Here is a 20,543-nt window from a genome sequence, read left to right on the forward strand (position 1 = left end):
GCCCGGCTCAGCCGCCGCTTCCCTCGTCCAGGCCGGAGGCCGGACGCGGCGGCGGGGTGATCAGGCGCTGGACGCGCTCGGCCATCAGGCGTTCGGAGTGGCGGACGGCGGCGGTGGCGCCCAGCAGGGCGTCCAGCCGGGTCATCAGGGCGTCGGCGTCCTGGTAGCCCTGGTCGTGCAGGGTGCGGTAGCGGGCGGGGGAGAAGTCGAGCGGGCCGCTCACCCCGCCGAGCGGGCCGCTGGGGACCAGCGGGCGGGCGGGGCGGATCTGGAGGAGGGTGAGGCCCTTGTGCTCGTCGGCGCGGACGGTCTCGCCCGGCGCGAGGTGCACGACGATCACGACGTCGCAGTGGTCGACGTCGGCCAGGGCGCGGATCGGGGTGTTGTCGCCGCCGAGGAAGCCGTCGCGGTAGTAGCCGCTGCCCGCGCTGCGCGGCGGGAAGAGCAGCGGCAGGGCGGCGCTGCCCAGCACCGTGTCCACCACCTCCTGGTCGGAGAGCGTGTTGAGCTCCACCATGCGTGAGCGCAGGCCCTGGTAGCGGCGCAGTACCTGGGCGGCGGCCTGCGCGGCGCGCAGCCGGAAGAAGATCAGCGGGATCGGCGCCTCCACCGGATAGACCGCGACCCGGCACGGGATGCCGGTGCGCAGCGCGCGGGTGTCCACCGACGTGCGGACCAGGTGTTCGAGGTCGCCGCGCCGCGCCAGCATGCGCAGCAGCCGCGGGGCCAGGTTGCCGAACTGGACGGTGAACTCCTCGTCCGTGCCGTCCGCCGGTCCGAACGGCCCCGCGCCGAAGCGCCCGGTGAACCACTCCCAGGCCGCGCCGAGCCGGTCGGCGCCCGCGGCCAGGCCGGGGGAGGAGGCCAGCACCGCCGCGTTGAGGGCGCCGATGCTCGTCCCCGCCACCGCGGTCAGCTGCACCCCGGCCTCCGCGAGCCGGCGCACCGCCCCGACCTGGTACGCGCCCTTGGCCGCGCCGCCCGCCAGCACCAGCCCCACCCGGTGCTCCGGTGGCGGCGCGAGCGGCAGCGGCTGCGGGCCCTCGCGCCGGGCGGCGACGGGCGGGACCGGGCGCGCGGCGAGCGCCTCGGCCCGCGCGACGAGCGAGGGGACCTCGTCCGGGCCCTTCGCGGGCGTGGCACCGCCCATCACGCGCTCCCTTCCGCGGCCGGAGCCGGGACCGGAGCAGCGGCCGGAGCAGCGACCGGAGCCGGGACGGCCACCGGGACGGGTGCCGTTTCCGGAGCCGCGAGGGACGCCGGGACGGGCACCGCCGCCGCGTCCGGCGCCAGGGGCGCCGCCGGGAGGGCGCCGCGTCCGCCCGGCGCGAGCCCGCGGCCGATCCGCCCGCGGGCCGCGCGCGCCGCGTCGGCCTGCTCCTCCACCGCCCAGCGCACGAACTCCTGGGCGGTCATCGCCCCGGGCCTGGTCAGGCACTCCGCGAAGGTGTCCTGGCGGGCCTGGTGGATGAGGTGCTTCTCCTGCTCCTCCGGCCGCAGCACCGCGAGTTCCAGGGTGCGGGCGGTCACCAGCGCGAGCGGGCCGTGCGGCGGCCGCAGCCCCACGGGCAGCCCGGCGCCGAGCAGTTCGGCGACCATCAGCCGCTCGTCGGCGCCCGGCAGCCCGGCGAGCACGTGCGAGAGCAGGGCCGCCAGCGGCAGCCGCTCACGCCACCCCAGGTCGTCCCGCAGTTGCCGGTATCCGCTGTCGGCGAGCAGTTCGTCGGTCAGCCGCTCGCGCCACTCCCGGTCGCCGGTGGCCGCCTCGTGCTCGCCCGGCTTGCCCGCGGCGAGCTGCCGGGCGAGCAGCAGCGCCTGGACCGGCCAGGGCAGCGTGCGGTAGGCGCCGTAGGTGCGCCATTTGCGCATCAGCGCATCCACCGTGTCCCGGGAGTTCTGCCACAGCTCGGCGTGGACCTGCCGCCGCTCCAGCTCCAGCAGGGCGGCGGCATGGGCGTCCAGGAGTGCCGCGTGGGTGTCGAGGCGCAGCTCGACCGCGTCCAGCCGACGGGTGGTGATGTCCATGAACGAGGCCACCACCGAGGCCAGTTCGGAGACCTCGCCGAGGCTCTGCCGGGCGAGCCGGCCGCTGTCCTCGGTCTCCCGGGCCAGCTCGTCCAGCCGGCTCGACACCAGCGCGACGTTGAGGTTGGTGAAGGACAGGTGCTCGCCCAGGTCCCGCACCAGGTCCACGGTGAGGCGCTGGGCGCGGGCCAGCGCCTGCGCCCCCTGCACCTCGCGCTTGCGGTCCGCGCCCGTGCCCTTGGACCACAGGCGCCGGAAGAAGCCCTCCGCGGCCCGGTGGTCGGCCAGGTGGCCGGCGGTCTCGGTGCTGTTGACGATCTCCACGAGGGCGCGGTCGGCGACGAGCGGGATCCGCTCGGCGAGCACCCGCAGGTCCAGGACGCTCATGCCGGGTCCTCCCCGGCGCCGCCGGGCGCCGCCTGGGCCCGCCCCGCGGCCGGAGCGGCGCGTTCGGTGAGCACGGTCGGCTTGGTCATCCGCTGGTCGCCCAGCCGGTAGGCGGGCAGCACCACAGAGGCGGCGGGCCGCCCGTAGCCGCACTCCGGCGAGTAGAGGATCGCGGTCGCGGACGTGACGACCGGTTCCGGGCGCGAGAAGTCGAAGACGGGGCGGAACTTCAGCTGGCTGGCCTCGCGGTGCAGCCCGGCGGCCCGGGAGGCCAGGTCGGCCAGTTCGGCCCGCGCCCTCGCGCCGTCCGTGCCCGCGGGCACCAGCAGGCTCTCCAGCGCGGCCCGGTCGACGTCCTCCCGCGCGGTCAGCAGTTCCGCTGCCGCGCGCTGCACCGCCGCCTCGTCGCGGACCCGGGCCCAGTGCGCGGCCTCCGACTGGTCCGCGGGGTCCCAGCCGCGGTCCGGGGCGTGCGCGGCGGCGTTCTCCACCAGCCGGACCAGCCCCCGGTCGCTCAGCAGCTTCTGCCAGTTCGCGCCCAGTTCGCGGTGCGGGGCCTGCTGGTCGTTCTGCAGCCGGGTCACGGCCCCCTGCATGAGCCTCAGCTGCTCGTGCTGGCCGGCGCGTACGCGGTCCGCGGCGTCCAGCCGCTCGGTGAGGCGTGCCGTGGTCTTCTCCAGGGCGGTGACCGATGTACGGAGCGCCCGGAGCTGCTCCTCGGCACGATGGGGTCCGCCGGTCAGCAGCCAGCGGAACATGAACAGCAGTCTGCGCAGCACCTCGTCCACTTCCTTGTCCGTGAGGTCCCTGAGTTCCGCCGGGTCGAACAGACCCAGCAGTTCCGTCAGATGGCGTCCCGCAGGCGTGCCCCCGTGGCGCGCCTGCCGGGCTCCCGGCCCGTTCCCGCCGTGGTCGTGCATGTCGTGGGCCTCCTTCCGTGCGTGCTGTCCCGGCGCCGGGCGGTCCGCGCGCCGGGGGTCGTGGGGTTGGGGGATGTCCTGCGCCGGTACGGCCCGGCGGCGCGTGCGCCCGTACGGCTCAGCGCATGCGGGAGAAGGCGATGGCGCCCTTGGTCACCGCGCCGGTCCGGTCGTCGCGCATCTCGACCCTGATCTGGGTGTCGCCGAAGTACAGGCGGAGGGTGAAGTGGTCGGTGTTGCCCTTGCGCCGGTGGTGGCGCGGGACGGGCACGGTGATGGTCCCGACCGGCTCGCAGCCGGTCTCGTCGGTGTAGCGGGGGCTGGTGTCCCTGGTCCGGTAGAAGGCGAGCGCCAGTTCCGTGGACCTGCGGTTGACCGGGCCGAGGTCGGACACCTCCACGTGTTCGCCGGTCTCGACCGTCTGCCCCCGGACGACGGCGACCTCGAAACGGCGGGCGCACAGCGTCCTGCTGCCGATCGTGACGCGCCGGGCGGGGCCGTCCCGCTCCTCCCACGGCTGGTACAGCGACACCCCGTAGGTGAAACGCGCCTGGTGCGAGGCGATCATGCCCGGGTCGTAGGCGTAGTGCACGGCGCCCTCCAGCACGGCGCGGTCGTGGTGGACGGGGCGCAGGACGCGGATGCGGTGGCCGAACCGCCGGTGGATGTGCTCGCGCAGATAGCCGCTGCCGGAGAAGCCGCCGACCAGCAGCAGGTACTCCTGCGGTGCGCCGCCCGCGTCGGCGACCCTGGGCGGGGTCCGGCCCATGGCCGTGAACTGCTCGTCGATCTGCGCCAGGATCGGGTCGATCAGCCCCTGGTAGACCCGCTGCACCTCGGCCGCGGTGAACTCCAGGCGGTAGCGGCGCCCGGACGCCGCCGCGAGCCGGCTGCGGTGGTCCTCGTCCAGCAGCTCCCAGACCGCGCCGGGCACCTCCACCCACAGGTAGCCGGACTCCGCGAGGCGCAGCTCGCCGGTCTCCTCGTCGGACTCCGTCACCAGGTCGTCGGCCTTGTGGCTCTCCCACTGGTCGAGCATCCGCTGGAGTTCGTCGGGATGGCTGGTCGCCAAGCGCGCGACCAGGTCCGCGCCGAGCCGGTCGGCCAGCAGCTCGGTGCGGAAGGCGTGGTCGAGGAACTCGGAGCCGAGCCGCCCGCCGCACACGGCGCCGATCTCGGCCAGCAGGATCGTCCCGTCCTTGAGGGACTCGTAGGCGGTGATGTCGACGGTCCCGCCGCCGCAGTCGACGACCATGAAGCGCGTGCCGGCCTTCGTGAGGGGCACCCGGTCGGTCTGCCCGGTGCCGTCGATGACCAGCCCCAGGGAGAGGAAGGCGGTGACGGCGGCGGCCTCCGGCTCGTAGGTCAGCAGCAGCCGTTCCTCGTCGTCAGGGAAGCCCGCGGCGACGGCCGCCTCCCGCATCAGCTGCTTGTCGTCCTCGTCCCAGATGGCGGGGACGGTCAGGCACCAGCGCACCTCGCCGGGGAGGAACCCGGAGGCGGCGAGGGTCTCCTCGGCGGAGGCCCGCACCTTGGCCAGGCACCCGGTCACCAGGCTGCGCACCGCCGCCGTGCCGCGGATGTCGGCGGTGCCCTGCGCGCGGGCGACGCCCATCTCGCCGGTGTCGGCGCGCAGCGCCATCTTGTAGCCGGTGGCGTATCCCCAGCCGTCCGTCGTCCCGGTCTCCAGCAGCTGCAGCCACCGGGCCCGCGCGGCGTAACCCCACTCCACCACCGCGCCGTCCGCGCCGGTGAGTACCGCGGAGAGGTTCTTCGCCTGGGTGATCTCGTACTTTCCCATCGGCTTGTACGACGACCGGATGATGGTGCGCTCGGCCGCGACGTCGTTGAGCGGTTCGATCACCGACCAGGCGAATCCCGTGCCGTGGGTGCCGAAGTCGACGGCGGCGGCGACCCTGACGGCGCCGGTCGCGGGTGTGGTGTTCATGGCCTGCTCCCCTGTGCGCGGGCGCGCGGCGGCGCGGGCCGCCGGCGCTCCTGGTGTGCGCGGTGAAGCCAGTCTGTGCCGGTTCACGCCGTCTTCCCGGTGTTGCGGTGTTGCCTGACGCGCGGGCGCGCTACGCTCGCCGACCGTGCCCAGGCTGACCTGTTTCGCACCGGCCACCGACGGCGGCCAGGACCTGCTGGACCGTCACATAGCCCCGCTCGCCGCACGGTTGCGCGCCGAACTGCGCGTCGTACGGCCGCCCGCCGACCGGCGCGAGGGGACGCGCGCGGAGTTCGGCCGCACCGACGTCACGATCTGGGACGCCTCGCTGGAGGACGAGCGCGGCGTCTACGACGCGATGACCATGTGGACGAAGCTGCGCCGCAAGAACGTGATCGTCAGCCGCACCCCGCTGCCGCGCAACGTGCTCACGTGGCACCAGTTCGCGCCCGTGCACGGCAGCACCTTCGACAACGACGCGATCGGCGCGTGGCTCGCCCGCCACCTCGCCGAACGGTTCGGCGACCCGTCCGCGCAGCCCCGGCCGGACGGCCCGCCGCCCGCGGGGCACTACTGGATGTACGACCGGCCCGCCGCACACTTCCTGAGCTTCCGCGGCACCCACCAGCGCGAGGCCGAGGAGTGGCGCGAGGCCTTCGAACGGGACCGCGGCACGACCGTGCGGATGGTCCCGCCGTGCGAGTTCTCCTACCCCACCGAGGTCGTCACGCGGGCCCAGATGTGGGAGGGCGTCGCCCGGCTCCAGCGCGAGATCGAGGCCACCTCGCGCATCCTGGTCTACCTCACCGGCGACTACGCCGACTCCTTCTGGTGCGCGGGCGAGCTGATGTGCGCCGCGTACATGCTGCTGCACACCGGCGGGCACCGGCTCGGCCGGCTCCCCAGGATCGAGGACGCGCAGGTCGTGCTGCCCGGCGTGCCCGGCACGACACCCCTGACGTCCGCGGCGGCCCGCGGGCTGCTCCGGCTGCCGGACCACGAGCAGGTACGGCGGCTGACCGTGCTGCTGACCAACTGCGACCCGGTCTCCTCCGCGCCCGAGAGCCGCATCCCGCCGACCGGCCCGGCCCGCCCGCTCTCCCGGCTGCTGCGGCGCTGGGGCTTCTACGACCCGGAGGTGGTGCAGGACCACTTCTGGTCCCGGGTGCGGGTGCCCTGCCCGCGCTGCGCCCCGCGCGGCCGGGCGCCCGGCGATCTGGACTGGGACGCGTTCCTGCGCGCCCCCGAGCAGTCCGGGGGCGGGGTCGACGCCTTCGGCTACTTCGACGCCCCGCAGGACGGCCTGGCCGCGGGCCGCGTCCGCTGCCCCGGCTGCGGCCGCGACTGCCGGCTCGTCAACCGCCGGGGCGTGCGCACGCTGTGGATGCCGCTGCTCACCACGGAAGCGGACCGGGACCGCCCGGTGGTGGTCCGCACCCCGGTGTGGGAGGTGGTGGCGGACCGATGAGCGCCGCGCCCCACCGGCTCAGCGCGGCGCCGGAACCCAGGGGAGGGCCAGTCGGTCACCGTCACGGCGCGGGACGACATGCAGATGGAGGTGGAAGACCGTCTGCGTGGCCTCGGCGCCGCAGCTCGTGATGATGTTGCACGCCGGGAAGCGCCCCGCCAGCCGCGCCGCGTGCCGCATCGCCGCGGCGGCCACCTCCGGGTCGGCCGCCGCGTCCCGCACATGGCGGCGCGGCACGACCAGGACGTGCCCCTCCGTCACAGGACCCCGCGGCGTCAGCGCCACCGCGTCCGGCCACCGCTCCACCACGGCGGGATGGCCGGGCGTGTCCAGCAGCTCGCAGAACGGGCACCCGCCCGCCGCGTCCCCGGCCCCGTCACGCGCTCCCTCGGTCATCGCCGCCCTCACCGCAGTCGCCGTCCCTGCGGCCATTGTCACCGACGACGCCGGGGAGCACGCCGCCCGGGAGCTGCCGGGGGCGCCGGATCCGCCGCGCGGCGGACGGCTCCGGTGCGCACGCCTGAGGTGCACCGGGCTGTGCGGGCGGGGACGGTGCCCGGTGGGTGACGTCCCGTCGTGGTCCTCCTGACAGGAGCTGACGGTCTCGGGGTTCCGGCACGGCGTGGCGCGGGGGCCGCCCTGCGGCGGGCACCCACAGCCGACCCGGCACGGCGGTGCGGCGCCGGGCCGAAGGCCGCCGTGCCCGTGGACGTTCCCGGTCGTCCTAGCCGCCCGTCGGGCCGGGCAGGGCGCGGATCGCGCGGACCAGGTCGGTGGCCGGGCGGTGTTGCGGGGCGCGCTCCAACGCCACGGCGAGCAGGCGCAGTTCGCCGCGCGCCGTCGCGGAGTGCGTGGCGGACGCGGCCCGCATCGCGCGGCGGCCCAGCTCCACCGCCTCCTGCACCTCACCGCCCTCCGCCAGCGCCCGTGCGGCCCTCGCCCCGAAGAGGGCGCGGATCCGGCGGCCCTCCACGCGGTGGGCCGGGCCCAGCGCGGTGTGCAGCAGTTCGGCGGCAAGGCGCGGGCGGCCGAGGTCCGTCCAGCACCAGCCCGTCACGAGCTGCCCGGGGTCGCCGATCGCGGCGGACCCGATGAGCAGTGCGTCGGGCCGCTCGTCCGGCTGCGCGGACCACAGCTCGCGGGCCTGCTCCAGCGCCCGCATGGCGGCGACGACCTCGCCGCGCATGGCGTGGCCCTGGGCGGCGCGCTGGGCGGCGAAGGCGCGGACCCGTACGCCGTACTCGCGGGAGTGCCGCACCCGTTCGCACAGCTCGACCACGGTGGCCGCGCTGCCCGCGTACATCGCCAGCTCCGCCTGCCGGACCCTGCTGTAGGCGCGCAGGTCGTGGAACCGGCCCAGGGACGCGAGGCGGCCCGCCTCCGCGGTCCAGCGCGCCGCCTCCGCGGGGCGGCCGCTCTCCTGGGCCATCCAGCCGGCGAACTCCGCGGTGTGCGCGGCCAGGCGCAGCAGCGTGCGGTCGGGGGTCCGCCCGGCGAGGGCGATCTCCCGCAGCGAGCGGGCCTGTTCGGCGACACCGGGCAGGACGACGTGCGCGGGCACCTGCCGCCCCAGCACCCGCAGGTGCCAGACCGCCGCGCCGAACGCGGCGGCGACGGCGGCGGAGTCGCGCGGGTCCGGCACCCAGGGGACGGGCCCCGCCGGGCCGTCGGCCGACTCGTCCGCCGACCCGTCCGGAGGGTCGCCCGGCGCGTCCTGCGTGTGCCGCGCGCCGTCGCCGGGCAGCAGCGCGAGCAGCCGCCCGCGGGCGTCCACCGCGCGGTCCAGCAGCCGGGCGACACCGTGGCCGGGCTGCCGCTGGCCGTGCTCGATCCGGCTGAGGTGCGCGGGGCTGCACTGCGCCTCGCGGGCGAGCGTGCGCAAGGACATGCCAGCCGCTTCACGCAGCCGGTGCAGTTCCCTCCCGAACTCCGTCCCCGGCGCCGCCCCTTGCGCCGGATCCTGCTCCGTTTCCTGTTCCGCCTCGTGCTCTGTGCGGCCGTGGCCGGCCGTGCGCTGCACCACCTGCCCGCTTCCCCCCGGGTCGGTACCGCGACGGTATGAGATATCGTCAGATTACCCTCTTCATGACCACCCTCGGGGGCACTTCGGACGATCGGATTCCGCCACCGGAGGTACGTTCCGCCGGGCCGTGCCCATGGCGCCGCCGCCGTGGTATTACCGACGGGTAGCCGGTCGTCCGGACCGGCCCCGCCCACCCAGGAGGCCGCGGTGTCCGTCCGCTCCGCCCGTCTGCTCGCCGGCCTGCTCGCCGGAGCCGGGGTCACACATCTCGCCGTGCCGAAGCCGTACGACGCGATCGTCCCGCGATCGCTGCCGGGGCGCCCCCGGGACTGGACGAACGCGAGCGCCGCCGCGGAACTCGCCCTCGCCGCCGCCCTGCTGGCCCCGGCGACCAGGCGCCCCGCGGCGCTGCTCACCGCGGGCCTGTTCGTCGCCGTCTTCCCGGCCAACGTGAAGATGGCGTACGACTGGCGGCGCCGCCACCCCGCCCTCAGAGCGGTGGCCTACGCCCGGCTGCCCGTCCAGCTCCCGCTGGTGCTCTGGGCGTTGAAGGTCGCCCGGGACGAGGCGGCGGGGGAGGGCTGAGCGCGGACCCGCGCCCTGCGCGGGGTCAGGCCGCGGCCTCCGCCTCCGCCAGATACCCCGCCACCGGACCCAGGGTGAGCATGCCGCTCGCGGCCCCGGCGTCCTCCGTCCGGGCGTCGCGCAGGGCCCGCGCGGCGCGGGCTGCCGTGCCGGGTTCGCCGAGGCGTACGGCGGCGCGGGCGGTCAGGCACCACAGGGCCTCCTGCACGTGGTCGCGCGGCGGTTCGGGCAGCGCGGCGAGCGCGGTACGCGCCTGGTCCGCGCGGTCCTGCGCGAGCAGCACCAGCGGCCGCGCCCACGGCAGGTACGGGCCCCAGTCCAGACGCGGGTCGGTGGGCGCCGGGCGGTCGTGCAGCAGCCGCAGGCCCAGCAGGGCGAGCGCGAACAGGCCGCGGTGCAGCCCCGGCATCCCCGCGGTCCGCAGAGCGGCCTCGGCCTCGCGGTAGCGGGACGCCGCCTCGGCGGCGGACGGCCCGCCCCTCCCGGCGCTGCGCGCGGCCGCGGCGCGGGCCCGGAACCAGCCCGTGAGGACGGGCACGAGCGGCGCCTCCGTGACGGCGGCGAGCCGTTCGGCGGCCTCGGCGTGCCCGGCGGCGGCGTCCAGGTCGCCGAGCGCCGAGGCGGACTGCAGCCGGACGAGCCGCCCGAGCACCGCGAAGCCCGGCAGGTCGTGGCCGCCCGCCAAGGCAAGGATCTCCGCGCCGATCCCGTCCCGCGGCCCGGCGAGGCCGGGGCGGGTGAAGGACTGCAGGAAGGTCCCGTTGAGCGCGAAGGCCAGCAGGGCGGGGTCGTCCGCCTCCCGGGCCAGGGCCTCGGCCTGCCGCGCCGCCTGCCCGGCCCGCTCCCGCTCCGCGGCGGAGAGGCCCGCGCTGCGGCTCTCGACCGCGACCGTGGCGAGCAGGCGGGCGCGCACGGGCGCGGGGGCGGCGGAGCCGAGCGCGGCGAGCGTGCGCTCGGCGGCCGCGACCACCGCGCGCGACTGCGCCGGGTCGTCGGCGCGGCTCCACAGCGCGGGCACGTCGTAGGCGCCGATGACCCGCGCGGTCAGCCCGGGGTCCCCGGTACGCTCCGCTGCGCGGATCGCGGCGAGCCGGTCGCGCCGCGAGGCCACCAGCGCCTCGCCGCCCGCGAACGCGAGCGTACGGGCGAGGTCCACCGTGGTGCGCGGCCCGAGCCGTACCCCCGGGGCCGCCCACCCGGCGGGCGCGTCCGCACCGAGGATCTCCGCCTCCACCCGCCGCAGCTCCGGGCCGGGGTCGAGCCCGAGCCGGTCGGCGAGCATCTCCCGGGCCCGCCGCAGGGTGGCCAGCGCATCGGCCTGCCGCCCCGCACGGTGCAGCGCTCGGGCGAGCAGCCCCCACGCGGGCTCCCGCCACGGATGCGCGGCGACATGCGCCCCCAGCTCGGCGACGAGCGCCGCCACCCCCGATCCGGCGCCGTACGCCTCGCCTCCGTCGCTGGGGCTGCCCTGCGGCCCTGCCACGTCCGGGGCGTCGCGCGGGTCGGCGCTGTCGGCGGGCTCGGACCCGGCTCCGGCGGTGCGACGGGCCCGGTCCGGCGCGCCAGTTCCGGTCCCGTTCCGGGCGCCCTGCGGTCCGTCCGCGTGCCCGGTCGCGGTGTCCGTGCCGTCGGCCGCCCCGGTCCGGGCTCGGTCCGGGTCGGCCTTGTTTGGGCGTCGGTTGTGTGCGGCGGGTGGCTCGGTCGGGTCGCTGGCCGTGGTGTCCGTGCTGTCGGTGGTCCCGGTTCCATGCGGGGCGATGTGACGGGCTCGGTCCGGGTCGGTCCCATGCGGGTGTCCGTTGCGTGCGGCGGGTGGCTCATCCCGGTCTCCGGGCGTGGTGTTCGTGCTGTCGGTGGTCCCGGTTCCATGCGGGGCGATGTGACGGGCTCGGTCCGGGTCGGTCCCATGCGGGTGTCCGTTGCGTGCGGCGGGTGGCTCATCCCGGTCTCCGGGCGTGGTGTTCGTGCTGTCGGTGGTCCCGGTTCCATGCGGGGCGATGTGACGGGCTCGGTCCGGGTCGGTCCCATGCGGGTGTCCGTTGCGTGCGGCCGGCGGGTCACCCCGGTCCCCGGTCGCGGTGTTCGTGCCGTCGGCGGTCCCGGTTCCGTGTCCGGCGGGGTCACGGCCTGCGTCCTCCGCGCCCCGCGGCGGGTGTCGCTGCGCCGCGGTCGTTGCGGCCTCCCGCGAGGCGGCTGCGCCGCCGGGGCCGGGGACGTTCCGGGTCTCGGTACTGCTCGCAGGCCAGGTGCTCGGCTGCGTTCCGAAGCCCGGTGGTGTGTCGAGGAGGATGCGGGCGCGCAGTTCCACGGCCTCCAGGCGGAGTTCCTCCAGGCGGGTGCGTTCGCGGTCGGCCCAGGGGGAGGCGGGGACGTCGGCGTAGGCGGGGCCGCGCCAGGTGGCGAGGGCGGTGGTGAGGGTGGCTGCCGCGTCCGGGGCGGCGGGGTCGCGGCGGGCGGCGGTCAGGTTGTCCTCGAAGCGCTGGGCGTCGACGTCGGCGCGGGGGAGGCGCAGCGCGTAGCCGGGGCCTTCGGTGACGAGCAGGCGCGGGGGGTGACGGGGCGGACGGTCGGGTTCGAGGGCGCGGCGCAGTGCGGCGACGAACGTGCGCAGGGCGCCGACCGCGCGGGCGGGCGGGTCCGGCCAGAGGTCGCCGACGAGGGTGTCCGTGCCGACCATCCGCCCCTCGGCGGCGACGAGCCGGGCGAGCACCTCCCGGTGGCGGGGCCCGCCCAGCGCGACGGGGCTGCCGTCGTCGTTGCGGGCCCGAACGGTGCCGAGGACGTCGATGCGCATACCCCCATCCTCCGTGCCCGCGGCCCGCCGCGCCGCACCGTGCTGATCGGCTGCTGATCGCCGTCGCCCATGCTCGGCCGGGTCGGCTCCTCCCAGCGAAGGACGGTTCCCCATGGCACCCGGCACCCCCGGTATCCCCGGCTTCGAGCATGTGCGCCTGCCCGGCGCGGACGGTGTGCGGATCGCCGCCGCGGTCGGCGGCAGCGGCAGCCCCGTCGTGCTGCTGCACGGCTTCCCGCAGACCCACCTGATGTGGCGGCACGTCGCCCCGCGGCTCGCCGCCGACCACACGGTCATCTGCCCCGACCTGCGGGGCTACGGCGACAGCGGCAAGCCGGCCGCGACCGGCCCCGGCACGTACGCCAAGCGCGCGATGGCCGCCGACGTCGTGGCCCTCGCGGCGGCGCTCGGCCACGAGCGCTTCGCGCTCGCCGGTCACGACCGGGGCGCGCTGGTGGCCTTCCGGGCCGGGCTCGACCACCCCGAGACCGTCACCCACCTGGGCATCCTCGACATCGTGCCGACCCTGGACATGTGGGACGTCCTGCACGGGGTGTCCGCGGCGGTCGGCTACCACCTCTACCTCATGGCGCAGCCACCGGGCCTGCCGGAGACGATGATCGCGGCGAGCGCGGACGCCTTCTTCGGCTCCTTCCTCGACGCCTGGGCCGCCGACCCGGCCGCGATGCCGCCCGAGGTGCGCGCCGTCTACCTGCGGGCGAGCGCCGCGGCCGTGCCGTCGATCGTCGCGGACTACCGGGCCTCGGCCGGTGCCGACGTCGAGCACGACCAGGCCGACCTGGACGCCGGATCACAGCTGGCGATGCCGGTGACGGTGATCCAGCAGGACTGGGGCGCGCAGCTCGGCTACGACGCCGCCGCCGTGTGGCGGGCGTGGGCGCCCGACCTGGACCACCGGCTGACACGGGCCGGGCACTTCATGGCCGAGGAGGCGCCCGACGAGGTCACCGCGGCGCTGCGGGACCTGCTGGCCCGCTGAGCCGCGCTGCGGCCGGTGCGCGCAGCAGCGGGACCAGCACACTGGCGAGCAGCAGCACGGACAGGGCGGCCACGGCGGCCGGGGGGAGCGTGGCACTGGTGCCGGGGGCCCGGGTGGCGCCCATGAAGTCGAGGGCGCCCAGGCCGTTCGCGGCGCCGTACCAGAGCGGTACGTAGAGGGCCTGGAACAGCCGGTGGCTGCGGCTGCGGGTGCCCAGCGCCAGCGCGAACGACGGGACGAACGCGGTGGCCGCCAGCCAGCAGGCCACGCCGGGGGAGTCGCCGTCGCGCAGCAGGACCGCCGCCGGGCCGAGCCCGGTCGCCGCGGTGAGGGTCACCCCCGCCGCCCACTCGGCCAGCACCCGGCGGTGCGGGCGGGGGGCCGCGCCGAGCAGCGTGTCGACCCGGTGCTCGGCGGCCTGGGAGCCGAGCCGCGACCACAGCAGGACGGGCCAGATCCAGGCCGCGGGGAGTACGAAGCGGGTCGCGCCGCTGCCGGTCGCCGCGAAGGCGGTCAGGGTCAGCAGCGCGGCGGTGCTCCACCACCACCAGCGGGTGCCCTGCACCAGGATCCGCAGCTCGGCGGCGTACAGGCGGGGGAAGAGCAGGCCGCCGGTCCTGGCGGGGGTGAGCTGGCCCTGGGCGGGGACCGTCGGGCGTGGGGCCGCGGGCCGCTCCCGCGACGCCGGGCTCACGGGCGCGGCCGCCCCGCGCCGGGTACGCGTGCGGGCCGGGTCGAAGCGGGCGAACCACAGGCCCGGCAGCAGCGCGCAGACCACAGCCAGGGCGACGAGCGCGGCGCGGCCGAGCAGGAAGTGCGCGGTGGGCGTGAAGCCGTCCCAGGTGAAGGTGTGCAGCGGCGTGTCGGTGTAGGTGAAGCCGAGGCTGAACTCACCGTGCGCGCCGGGCGCCTGGGCGAGCAGGTCGGCCTCCATGGACCGGGTGGCCTCGTGCACGCCGATGCCGCCGAGCGGCGCGTGCGGGCCCTGTCCGGCGAAGGCGAGCGTGAGCCAGACGAAGAACCAGAGCACGTTGCCGAGCCCGCCGCGCAGCCCCGGCACCGTGTCGGTGAGCAGCGCGGCCGCCGCGACGGCCACGATCACCGGCAGCGCGACCACGGCGAAGGGCAGCAGCAGCGCCACCGGGTCGACCGTCCGCGACTCCCCGCGCAGCAGCTGCATCACCGGCGCGGTCACCGCGAGCACCCCGAGCATCGAGGCGAGCACCAGGACGTTGCCGAGCAGCTTCCCGGCGAAGTAGGCGGTGGTCCGCAGCGGTGTGGCCGCGAGCAGCCGGCCCACACCGGACGACTCGTCGCGCGCCGGGGCGCCCCGTACGACGTAGAAGCCGCCGAGCGCCAGCCACAGCGTCCCGGCGAGCGCGGTGGCCAGGCCCACGTACGCGCTGTTGTACGTTCCGCGGCGGTCGCCGATCTGCAGGATCACCCAGTGCGCGCCGGGTGCCGGGACGGCCAGCCACCCCAGGGCGACGGCCGCCAGCAGCGTGACGGCGAACGACGGGCGGCGGATCCGGTCGCGCAGGTCGGCGAGGGCGACCCCGGCGACCGCGCCGAACCCGGCCCGCACCCCGCTCCCGGCCCGCGCAGCGGTTCCGGCGCCCGCCGGTGCCACGGCGCTCATGAGGCGGCCCGCTCTTCCGGCGCCGCGACGGTCGCCAGGTAGGCGTCCTCCAGGTCCGGTTCCACGGGCACCGCGTCGGGTGCGGGCCGGTGGCCGTCCAGCAGCCGCACCCGTACGCCGCCTGGTGTGCGCACCATGCGGCTGACGGTGCGCCGGGCGCGCAGCTCCGCGAGGTCCTCCGGCCGTACCGACAGCTCCCACACCAGGCCCGCGGTGCGGCGCAGCAGCTCCTCGGGGGTCCCGCGGTAGAGGAGACGGCCGCGTGCCACCACGGCGATGTCGCGGGCGACGGACTCGACGTCGGAGACGATGTGCGTCGACAGCAGCACGATCCGGTCGGCCGCCAGGTCGCTCAGCAGATTGCGGAAGCGGACCCGCTCCTCGGGGTCGAGCCCCGCGGTGGGCTCGTCGACGACGAGCACCTGCGGATCGGCGAGCAGCGCCTGGGCGATGCCCACGCGGCGCAGCATGCCGCCCGAATAGCCCTTCAGCGGGCGCTTGCCCGCCTCCTCCAGGTTCACCAGCCGCAGCAGTTCGGCGGTCCGGGCGCGGGCGGTGCGCGCGGACAGGCCCTTGGCGGCGGCGAGGTAGCGCAGGAACTCGGGGGCCGACAGGTTCGGGTAGACCCCGAAGTCCTGGGGGAGGTAACCGAGCGCCGCGCGCAGGGCGTTCGGGCGGGCGACGGCGTCGGCGCCGTGCCACAGCACACGGCCGGTGCCCGGACGGGTGACGGTGGCCGCGATGCGCATCAGGGTGGACTTGCCCGCGCCGTTCGGCCCGAGCAGGCCCAGCATGCCGGGGGCCAGCCGCAGCGTGATCCCGTCGACGGCGCGCTTGCCGCCGCGGTAGGTCTTGGTGACGTCGATCAGCTCCAGCATCAGTGCTTCGCCCCCTTCAGCTTCGTGGGGCGGCCGTCGCGCAGGACGGTCACGTCGCGCGGCACCTCCACCCGGAAGCGGGCGTCGCACAGCGCGAGCCCCTTGCAGCGGGCGTCCAGGTCGAGGACGCCGCCGTGCAGCTTCCACACCAGCGTCTTCTTGCTGCCCGCCTTCGCGTCGAACCAGCGCGTGACCTCGACGTCCTCGCGGTCGGCGGCGACGAGGTCGGTCGGGACGCCGTGCGCCCGGACGTCGAGGGTGTCGCCGCTGAACGCGAACGCCGTGCTGTGCGGGGTGGCGTTCTTCGCGTCCACGGAGCAGGCGGTCAGCGAGCCGAGGACGAGCAGGACGGCGGCCGACGCACTGGCGCCGACCGGGACGAGGGGGCGCACGCGGTCCTCCGGAGGGGTCGGTGATCAGACCCCCCGAGCCTCCGCGAACGGGCACCGCCCGCGCATCTGCCGTTCGGCAGATATCGGGGTGCGGGAAGGCCGCGGGCCCGGTTCCGCGCGGAGGCCGGTCGCCGTCATACGGCCAGCAGCGCCCGTACCCGCCAGCCGTCGCCGTGCGGGCCCCAGGTCAGGGAGCCGCCGAGGGTGGTGACGCGCAAGGAGAGCTCCGCCAGGCCCGTACCGCCGCCGTGGCGCGGGGCCTTGCGGGGCGGCGCGCCACCGCCGTCGTCGGTGACCGTCACCCGCACGCCGCCCGGCGAGGCCGTACCGGTGGTGCGCGCGACGGTCACGGTGACCCGGGCCGCGCCCGTGGCGTGCCGGCGGACGTTGGTCAGGGCCTCGACGACCACCCGGTAGGCGGCGTCCTCCGCGGGCCGGGCGAGGACCCCGTCCAGGCCCGGCTCCAGGCGCAGTTCGGCCCGGGGCCCCGCTCCCGCCGCGCCGGCGAAGCGGCCGACCAGGCCGGGCAGGTCGGCGAGGCCGTGCGGCCGGGCGGGCGCCGCGCCGTCGCGCAGCGAACGGACCGTGCGGTCCATGGAGTCCAGCGCCCTTACCCCGGCCGCCTCCACGCGGGCCAGCAGCTCGGCCGTCTCCTGCGGGCCGAGGCCGCCCGCCCAGCGCGCGGACTGCACCTCGACGACGATGCCGGTCAGCTCGTGCGCGACGAAGTCGTGCAGATCCGCGGCGACCTGGAGCCGCTGGGCGTGCAGCGCCCCCGCGACGGCGCGGACCCGCCGCGCCTCGACGGCACGGAAGTACAGCCCCACGCCCGCCGCGAGCCCCGCCGGGAAGAGGCCCAGCACACAGCTCGGTACGACCGCGTGCGGCGCCACGGGCGGGTCGGCGGCCAGCAGCCGCAGCGGCATGAGCACCGCGCCCAGCGCCAGCAGCGGACCCAGCACCAGGGCCGTCCGCCGCGGCGCCCGGCGTGCGGTCCGCAGCAGCAGCACGAGCAGCGCCGGGAGTTCGGCCACCGCCCACAGCACGACGTACCCCTTCGGCCCCCGGAAAGCGGCGTCGGCGGCCGGTGAGGCGAGGCACACCGCGAGGAGCGGCGCCGCGGGCACCCCGGCCACCCGGCGCCAGGGCACACGCAGGCACGCGGTGAAGGCGGCCAGTGCGGCGGACACCGCCGTCACCAGGGCGACCGGGCGCCCGGCGAGAGCGGGCAGCAGCACGAGCACCGCGAGGCCCCCGGCGAGCCCGAGCCGCCGCCCGCCCTCCGTCTCCCCGGAGGGGCGGTTCGCGGCGGGCGCCGCGAGGTCCGGGCCGTCCCGTTCCGTCGCGTCGTTCACCGCGCAGCCTCCTGCGACGTCCGCGGCGCGCGCCGCCGAGCCAGGGCCGTCCGTTTCCGCCGTGCCGTTCACCGGTCGGGGCCCCCCGGGGGACGGACGGGGTCGGCGAGCCCCGCGTCCCACGCCCACACCGCGATGCCGACCCGGTTGCGCACCCCCAGCTTGCGCTGGACGGCGGCGACATGGGTCTTCACCGTGCCGGCCGAGATGAACAGCTCGCGGGCGATGTCCGCGTTGGTCCTGCCGAGCGCCACGTGCCCGGCGACCTCGGCCTCCCGTTCGGTGAGCGGCTCCTCCGGTGCGGCCGGGGCGGGCCGGCCCCGGTTCGCGCCGGTCACCTCCTTCAGCAGCCGCACCGTCACCGACGGGCTGACCAGCTGGTCGCCGGCCACCGCCGCGCGCACCGCCTCCACCAGCAGCGCGGGGCCGGAGCGTTTGAGCAGGAAGCCGGAGGCGCCGTGCCGCAGCGCCGGGTACACGTACTCGTCGAGGTCGAAGGTCGTGACCACCACGACGCGCACGCCCTCCGGGCCGCCCGCGAGCCGCCGGGTCACCTCCAGCCCGTCCAGACCGGGCATCCGGACGTCCACCAGGGCGACGTCCGGCCGCAGTTCGCGGGCCAGCGCGAGTGCGGTGACACCGTCGGCGGCCTCGCCCGCGACGGTGATGTCCGGCTGGCTCTCCAGGGTCCGGCGCAGCCCGCGCCGCACCATTTCCTGGTCGTCGGCGATCAGCACACGTATGGTCATGATCGGCCCATGGTGCCATGCGGCCGGGTGGGGCGAGCGGGGCGGGCGAACCCATATGTGCGTGTTCACGCCAGTTGACACCGGCTTATCGCGATATGTGTTGTATTAACATAGCGTCATGACACATTTGCGCCCCGCAAGTGAAACGGACGCCGCGGATGCCGAGGGGACCCGGCGCCGTCCGGGCGGCCGCACCCGGCGGATCCGCTTACAGGTGATCGAGGCGGTGCTCCTGGAACTGGTGGAGACCGGGTACGACGCCCTCACCGTGGACGCCGTCGCGGCCCGTGCCGGTGTCCACCGTACGACGGTCTACCGCCGCTGGGGGGACATCGGCGGGCTGCTCGCCGATGTCGTCGACGCCGCGGCCGGCGCCGACTGGCAGCCGGAGAACACCGGTTCACTGCGGGGCGACCTCGCCGCCCTCAACCGGCAGATCCACCTGGTCCTCACCGGCGAACCGCCGGTCACCGCGGCCCTGATCGCCGCGTCCTTCCGCTCCGAGCAGGCATCCCGCGCCCTGCGGCGCTTCTGGGACGAGCGCTACACCCGCTTCGAGATCCTCGTGCACCGCGCCGCCGAGCGCGGCGAGATCCCCGCGCGCACCCACGCACGGCACCTGCTGGTCGCCGCCACCGCGCCGCTCTACCACCACCTGGTGCTCCTGCGCATGCCGCCGGACCCGGGGCTGCCCGACCGCGCAGCGACGGCCGCCGCGGTGGCCGCGGCCGCGGGCGCCTTCGCCGAACCGCCGCCGGACGCCCCCTGACGCGTGCGTCCCGGCCCCCGCGGGGTGCGCGGGGACCGGGACGGGGAGGGCGCCGCGGGTCAGGAAGGCAGCGTCCAGTGCTGGTTGGAGCTGTTGAAGCAGGTCCAGATCTGCAGCCGGGTGCCGTTGGCGGAGCTCTGCCCGGTGGCGTCCAGGCACTTGCCCGAGCCGGTGTTGACCAGCTCCCCGTTGGACTGCTTCTGCCAGGACTGCGCCGCCGTTCCGTTGCAGTCGTAGAGCTGCACCTGCGTGCCGTCGGCGGTCCCCGCGGACTTCACGTCCATGCACTTGCCGAGCGCCTTGAGCGTTCCTCCGGAACCGACCGTCCACTGCTGGGCGTTCGTGCCGTTGCAGTCGTAGAGCTGGACGGCCGCGCCGTTGGTGCTGCTCGCGCCCGCGACGTCCACGCACTTGCCGCCGAAGCCGGTGATCTGCCCGGTGCCGCCGCTCGGCGGCGGGGTCGTGGTGCCGCCGCCGGTGATCTGGTTGAAGATCCGCGAGTACGCGTAGCCGGCCGGCTTGTCGTAGTAGTCGACCTCCCAGAAGGACAGCTCCTGCACGCCGTTGGTGGCGGCGAAGCTCTCCAGCGTCTGGGCGTCGGACTGCGAGAAGTACTCGTTGTCGTCGTTCTGCCCGGCGATCGGGGTCAGGCCGAGGCGGTTGTACGCCGCCGCGGTCGAGATGCCGTAGAGGCCCGCGAGCTGGCCCGCGGTGCCGCGGGCCGCCGACAGGGCGTCGTTGAGCGCGTTCTGGCCGTCGCCGAAGTCCATCGTCATGATGTTGACGGCACTGACGTTGACGCCCTTGCTCTTGGCGTCGCTGAGCACGTTGTACTCCTGGGAGGGCAGGCCGCCCGGGTCCACCGCGAGGGTGTAGGCGACCTGGACCGCCGGGTTCTGGGCCTGGAGGGCGGCGAGCGCCTGGTTGCGGCGCTGGTTGGCGGCGGTGTCGCCGAGCGTGCCGCCCTCGATGTCGAAGTCCAGCCGGTTGACGCCGTAGGTGTTGACGATGTTGGCGTAGGCCGCCGTCAGCGAGGACACCGAGGTGCAGGTCTGGGCGAGTTCGCCGCCCTCGGCACCGCCGGAGGAGATGATCACGTTGCCGCCCGCCGCCTGGAGCGCGCTGATCTGCGAGGTGTACGCGCCGATGCCCTCGCCGCTCGCCTCCCAGTACGGGGTGCAGCCCGAGCGCGGGATCAGGAAGGCGAGCGTGTAGTTCTTCAGGCCGGTGGCGTTCATGTCCGCCGCCATGTCGTTGGCGGTGTTGCCGTCGATCTGGAGGTAGGGGGCGGCGAAGTGGGCCGGCAGCGCGGGACCCGCTGCCTGGGCGCTGCCCGCACCGCTGAGGACGGCGCCGGTGGCGGCGAGACCGAGTGCTGCTGCGGTGGCGATGCAGTGTTTGACGCGCATGAGGTGCTCCGTGGAAGCCGGGGGCGTGGGGGTGTTCTCGGCCGAGCAGACCGGAGTTTGCGCGTGTTGACGACACCACGTCAAGACATCTGTCAGGAAGCTTTACTGGCAGTTGGTGCCGTCACCACTCGCATCCACCGCGCCGGATGCGCTGACCTGTGCGTTCAGGTTGAGCGGTCATCAACGCCGGAGAACGGTGCGG

At 76.1% G+C, this 20,543-nt stretch carries 17 protein-coding genes; 4 read left to right on the forward strand and 13 right to left on the reverse strand.

Annotated features, from left to right (window positions below):
- Nucleotides 1–7: 7 nt before the first annotated feature.
- From ACWERV_RS27680 to ACWERV_RS27695, 4 genes are all read right to left on the reverse strand, one after another.
- On the reverse strand, nt 8–1,150 hold the full coding sequence (locus tag ACWERV_RS27680; RefSeq protein ID WP_452938010.1) for a patatin-like phospholipase family protein: 1,143 nt from the start codon (nt 1,148–1,150) through the stop codon (nt 8–10).
- On the reverse strand, nt 1,150–2,412 hold the full coding sequence (locus ACWERV_RS27685; protein WP_452938012.1) for a hypothetical protein: 1,263 nt from the start codon (nt 2,410–2,412) through the stop codon (nt 1,150–1,152). The genes ACWERV_RS27680 and ACWERV_RS27685 overlap by 1 nt, the downstream gene beginning before the upstream one ends.
- Nucleotides 2,409–3,332, reverse strand: a complete 924-nt coding sequence (locus tag ACWERV_RS27690; protein WP_452938014.1) for a hypothetical protein — start codon at nt 3,330–3,332, stop codon at nt 2,409–2,411. Before ACWERV_RS27690 ends, ACWERV_RS27685 begins: the two co-directional genes overlap by 4 nt.
- Before the next feature lie 118 nt (nt 3,333–3,450).
- Nucleotides 3,451–5,280 carry an Hsp70 family protein gene (locus ACWERV_RS27695; RefSeq protein ID WP_452938016.1) on the reverse strand — a complete coding sequence of 610 codons (1,830 nt, stop codon included), beginning with the start codon at nt 5,278–5,280 and terminating at the stop codon, nt 3,451–3,453.
- A gap of 145 nt (nt 5,281–5,425) precedes the next feature.
- Here ACWERV_RS27695 and ACWERV_RS27700 point away from each other — a divergent pair, with 145 nt between their 5' ends.
- Nucleotides 5,426–6,748 carry a hypothetical protein gene (locus tag ACWERV_RS27700; RefSeq protein WP_452938019.1) on the forward strand — a complete coding sequence of 441 codons (1,323 nt, stop codon included), beginning with the start codon at nt 5,426–5,428 and terminating at the stop codon, nt 6,746–6,748.
- Between the two features lie 18 nt (nt 6,749–6,766).
- Here ACWERV_RS27700 and ACWERV_RS27705 read toward each other — a convergent pair whose 3' ends face one another.
- Together ACWERV_RS27705 and ACWERV_RS27710 are read right to left on the reverse strand one after the other, a co-directional pair.
- Nucleotides 6,767–7,144 (reverse strand): HIT family protein, encoded by a 378-nt coding sequence (locus ACWERV_RS27705; RefSeq protein ID WP_452938021.1) that lies wholly within the window; start codon nt 7,142–7,144, stop codon nt 6,767–6,769.
- 328 nt (nt 7,145–7,472) lie between these two features.
- On the reverse strand, nt 7,473–8,771 hold the full coding sequence (locus ACWERV_RS27710; protein WP_452938024.1) for a helix-turn-helix domain-containing protein: 1,299 nt from the start codon (nt 8,769–8,771) through the stop codon (nt 7,473–7,475).
- Between the two features lie 207 nt (nt 8,772–8,978).
- Here ACWERV_RS27710 and ACWERV_RS27715 point away from each other — a divergent pair, with 207 nt between their 5' ends.
- Complete coding sequence (locus ACWERV_RS27715) at nt 8,979–9,356, forward strand: DoxX family protein (RefSeq protein ID WP_452938027.1); 378 nt, start codon at nt 8,979–8,981, stop codon at nt 9,354–9,356.
- Nucleotides 9,357–9,381: 25 nt separating this feature from the next.
- Here ACWERV_RS27715 and ACWERV_RS27720 read toward each other — a convergent pair whose 3' ends face one another.
- A complete protein-coding gene (locus ACWERV_RS27720) occupies nt 9,382–12,150 on the reverse strand; it encodes a BTAD domain-containing putative transcriptional regulator (protein ID WP_452938030.1) in 2,769 nt (922 codons plus the stop codon).
- Nucleotides 12,151–12,262: 112 nt separating this feature from the next.
- Here ACWERV_RS27720 and ACWERV_RS27725 point away from each other — a divergent pair, with 112 nt between their 5' ends.
- Nucleotides 12,263–13,150: an alpha/beta fold hydrolase gene (locus ACWERV_RS27725; RefSeq protein WP_452938033.1), complete on the forward strand. Its 888-nt coding sequence runs from the start codon at nt 12,263–12,265 to the stop codon at nt 13,148–13,150.
- On the opposite strand, the gene ACWERV_RS27730 is transcribed toward ACWERV_RS27725, so the two are convergent.
- The 5 genes from ACWERV_RS27730 to ACWERV_RS27750 all read right to left on the reverse strand — a co-directional run bounded on the left by ACWERV_RS27730 (nt 13,116) and on the right by ACWERV_RS27750 (nt 18,163).
- Nucleotides 13,116–14,789, reverse strand: a complete 1,674-nt coding sequence (locus tag ACWERV_RS27730) for a hypothetical protein (RefSeq protein ID WP_452938035.1) — start codon at nt 14,787–14,789, stop codon at nt 13,116–13,118. The genes ACWERV_RS27725 and ACWERV_RS27730 overlap by 35 nt on opposite strands.
- On the reverse strand, nt 14,786–15,667 hold the full coding sequence (locus tag ACWERV_RS27735) for an ABC transporter ATP-binding protein (protein WP_452938037.1): 882 nt from the start codon (nt 15,665–15,667) through the stop codon (nt 14,786–14,788). The genes ACWERV_RS27730 and ACWERV_RS27735 overlap by 4 nt, the downstream gene beginning before the upstream one ends.
- Nucleotides 15,667–16,059 carry a hypothetical protein gene (locus tag ACWERV_RS27740; RefSeq protein WP_452938039.1) on the reverse strand — a complete coding sequence of 131 codons (393 nt, stop codon included), beginning with the start codon at nt 16,057–16,059 and terminating at the stop codon, nt 15,667–15,669. The genes ACWERV_RS27735 and ACWERV_RS27740 overlap by 1 nt, the downstream gene beginning before the upstream one ends.
- Before the next feature lie 134 nt (nt 16,060–16,193).
- Nucleotides 16,194–17,414: a sensor histidine kinase gene (locus ACWERV_RS27745; RefSeq protein WP_452938041.1), complete on the reverse strand. Its 1,221-nt coding sequence runs from the start codon at nt 17,412–17,414 to the stop codon at nt 16,194–16,196.
- Between the two features lie 68 nt (nt 17,415–17,482).
- On the reverse strand, nt 17,483–18,163 hold the full coding sequence (locus ACWERV_RS27750; RefSeq protein ID WP_452938043.1) for a response regulator: 681 nt from the start codon (nt 18,161–18,163) through the stop codon (nt 17,483–17,485).
- Between the two features lie 118 nt (nt 18,164–18,281).
- Between ACWERV_RS27750 and ACWERV_RS27755 the strand changes: the two genes are divergently transcribed.
- Nucleotides 18,282–18,932 carry a TetR/AcrR family transcriptional regulator gene (locus ACWERV_RS27755; RefSeq protein ID WP_452938046.1) on the forward strand — a complete coding sequence of 217 codons (651 nt, stop codon included), beginning with the start codon at nt 18,282–18,284 and terminating at the stop codon, nt 18,930–18,932.
- Between the two features lie 59 nt (nt 18,933–18,991).
- On the opposite strand, the gene ACWERV_RS27760 is transcribed toward ACWERV_RS27755, so the two are convergent.
- Nucleotides 18,992–20,341 (reverse strand): ricin-type beta-trefoil lectin domain protein, encoded by a 1,350-nt coding sequence (locus ACWERV_RS27760; protein WP_452938049.1) that lies wholly within the window; start codon nt 20,339–20,341, stop codon nt 18,992–18,994.
- Between the last annotated feature and the right edge of the window lie 202 nt (nt 20,342–20,543).

It is taken from the genome of Streptomyces sp. NPDC004031 (genome assembly GCF_053604375.1).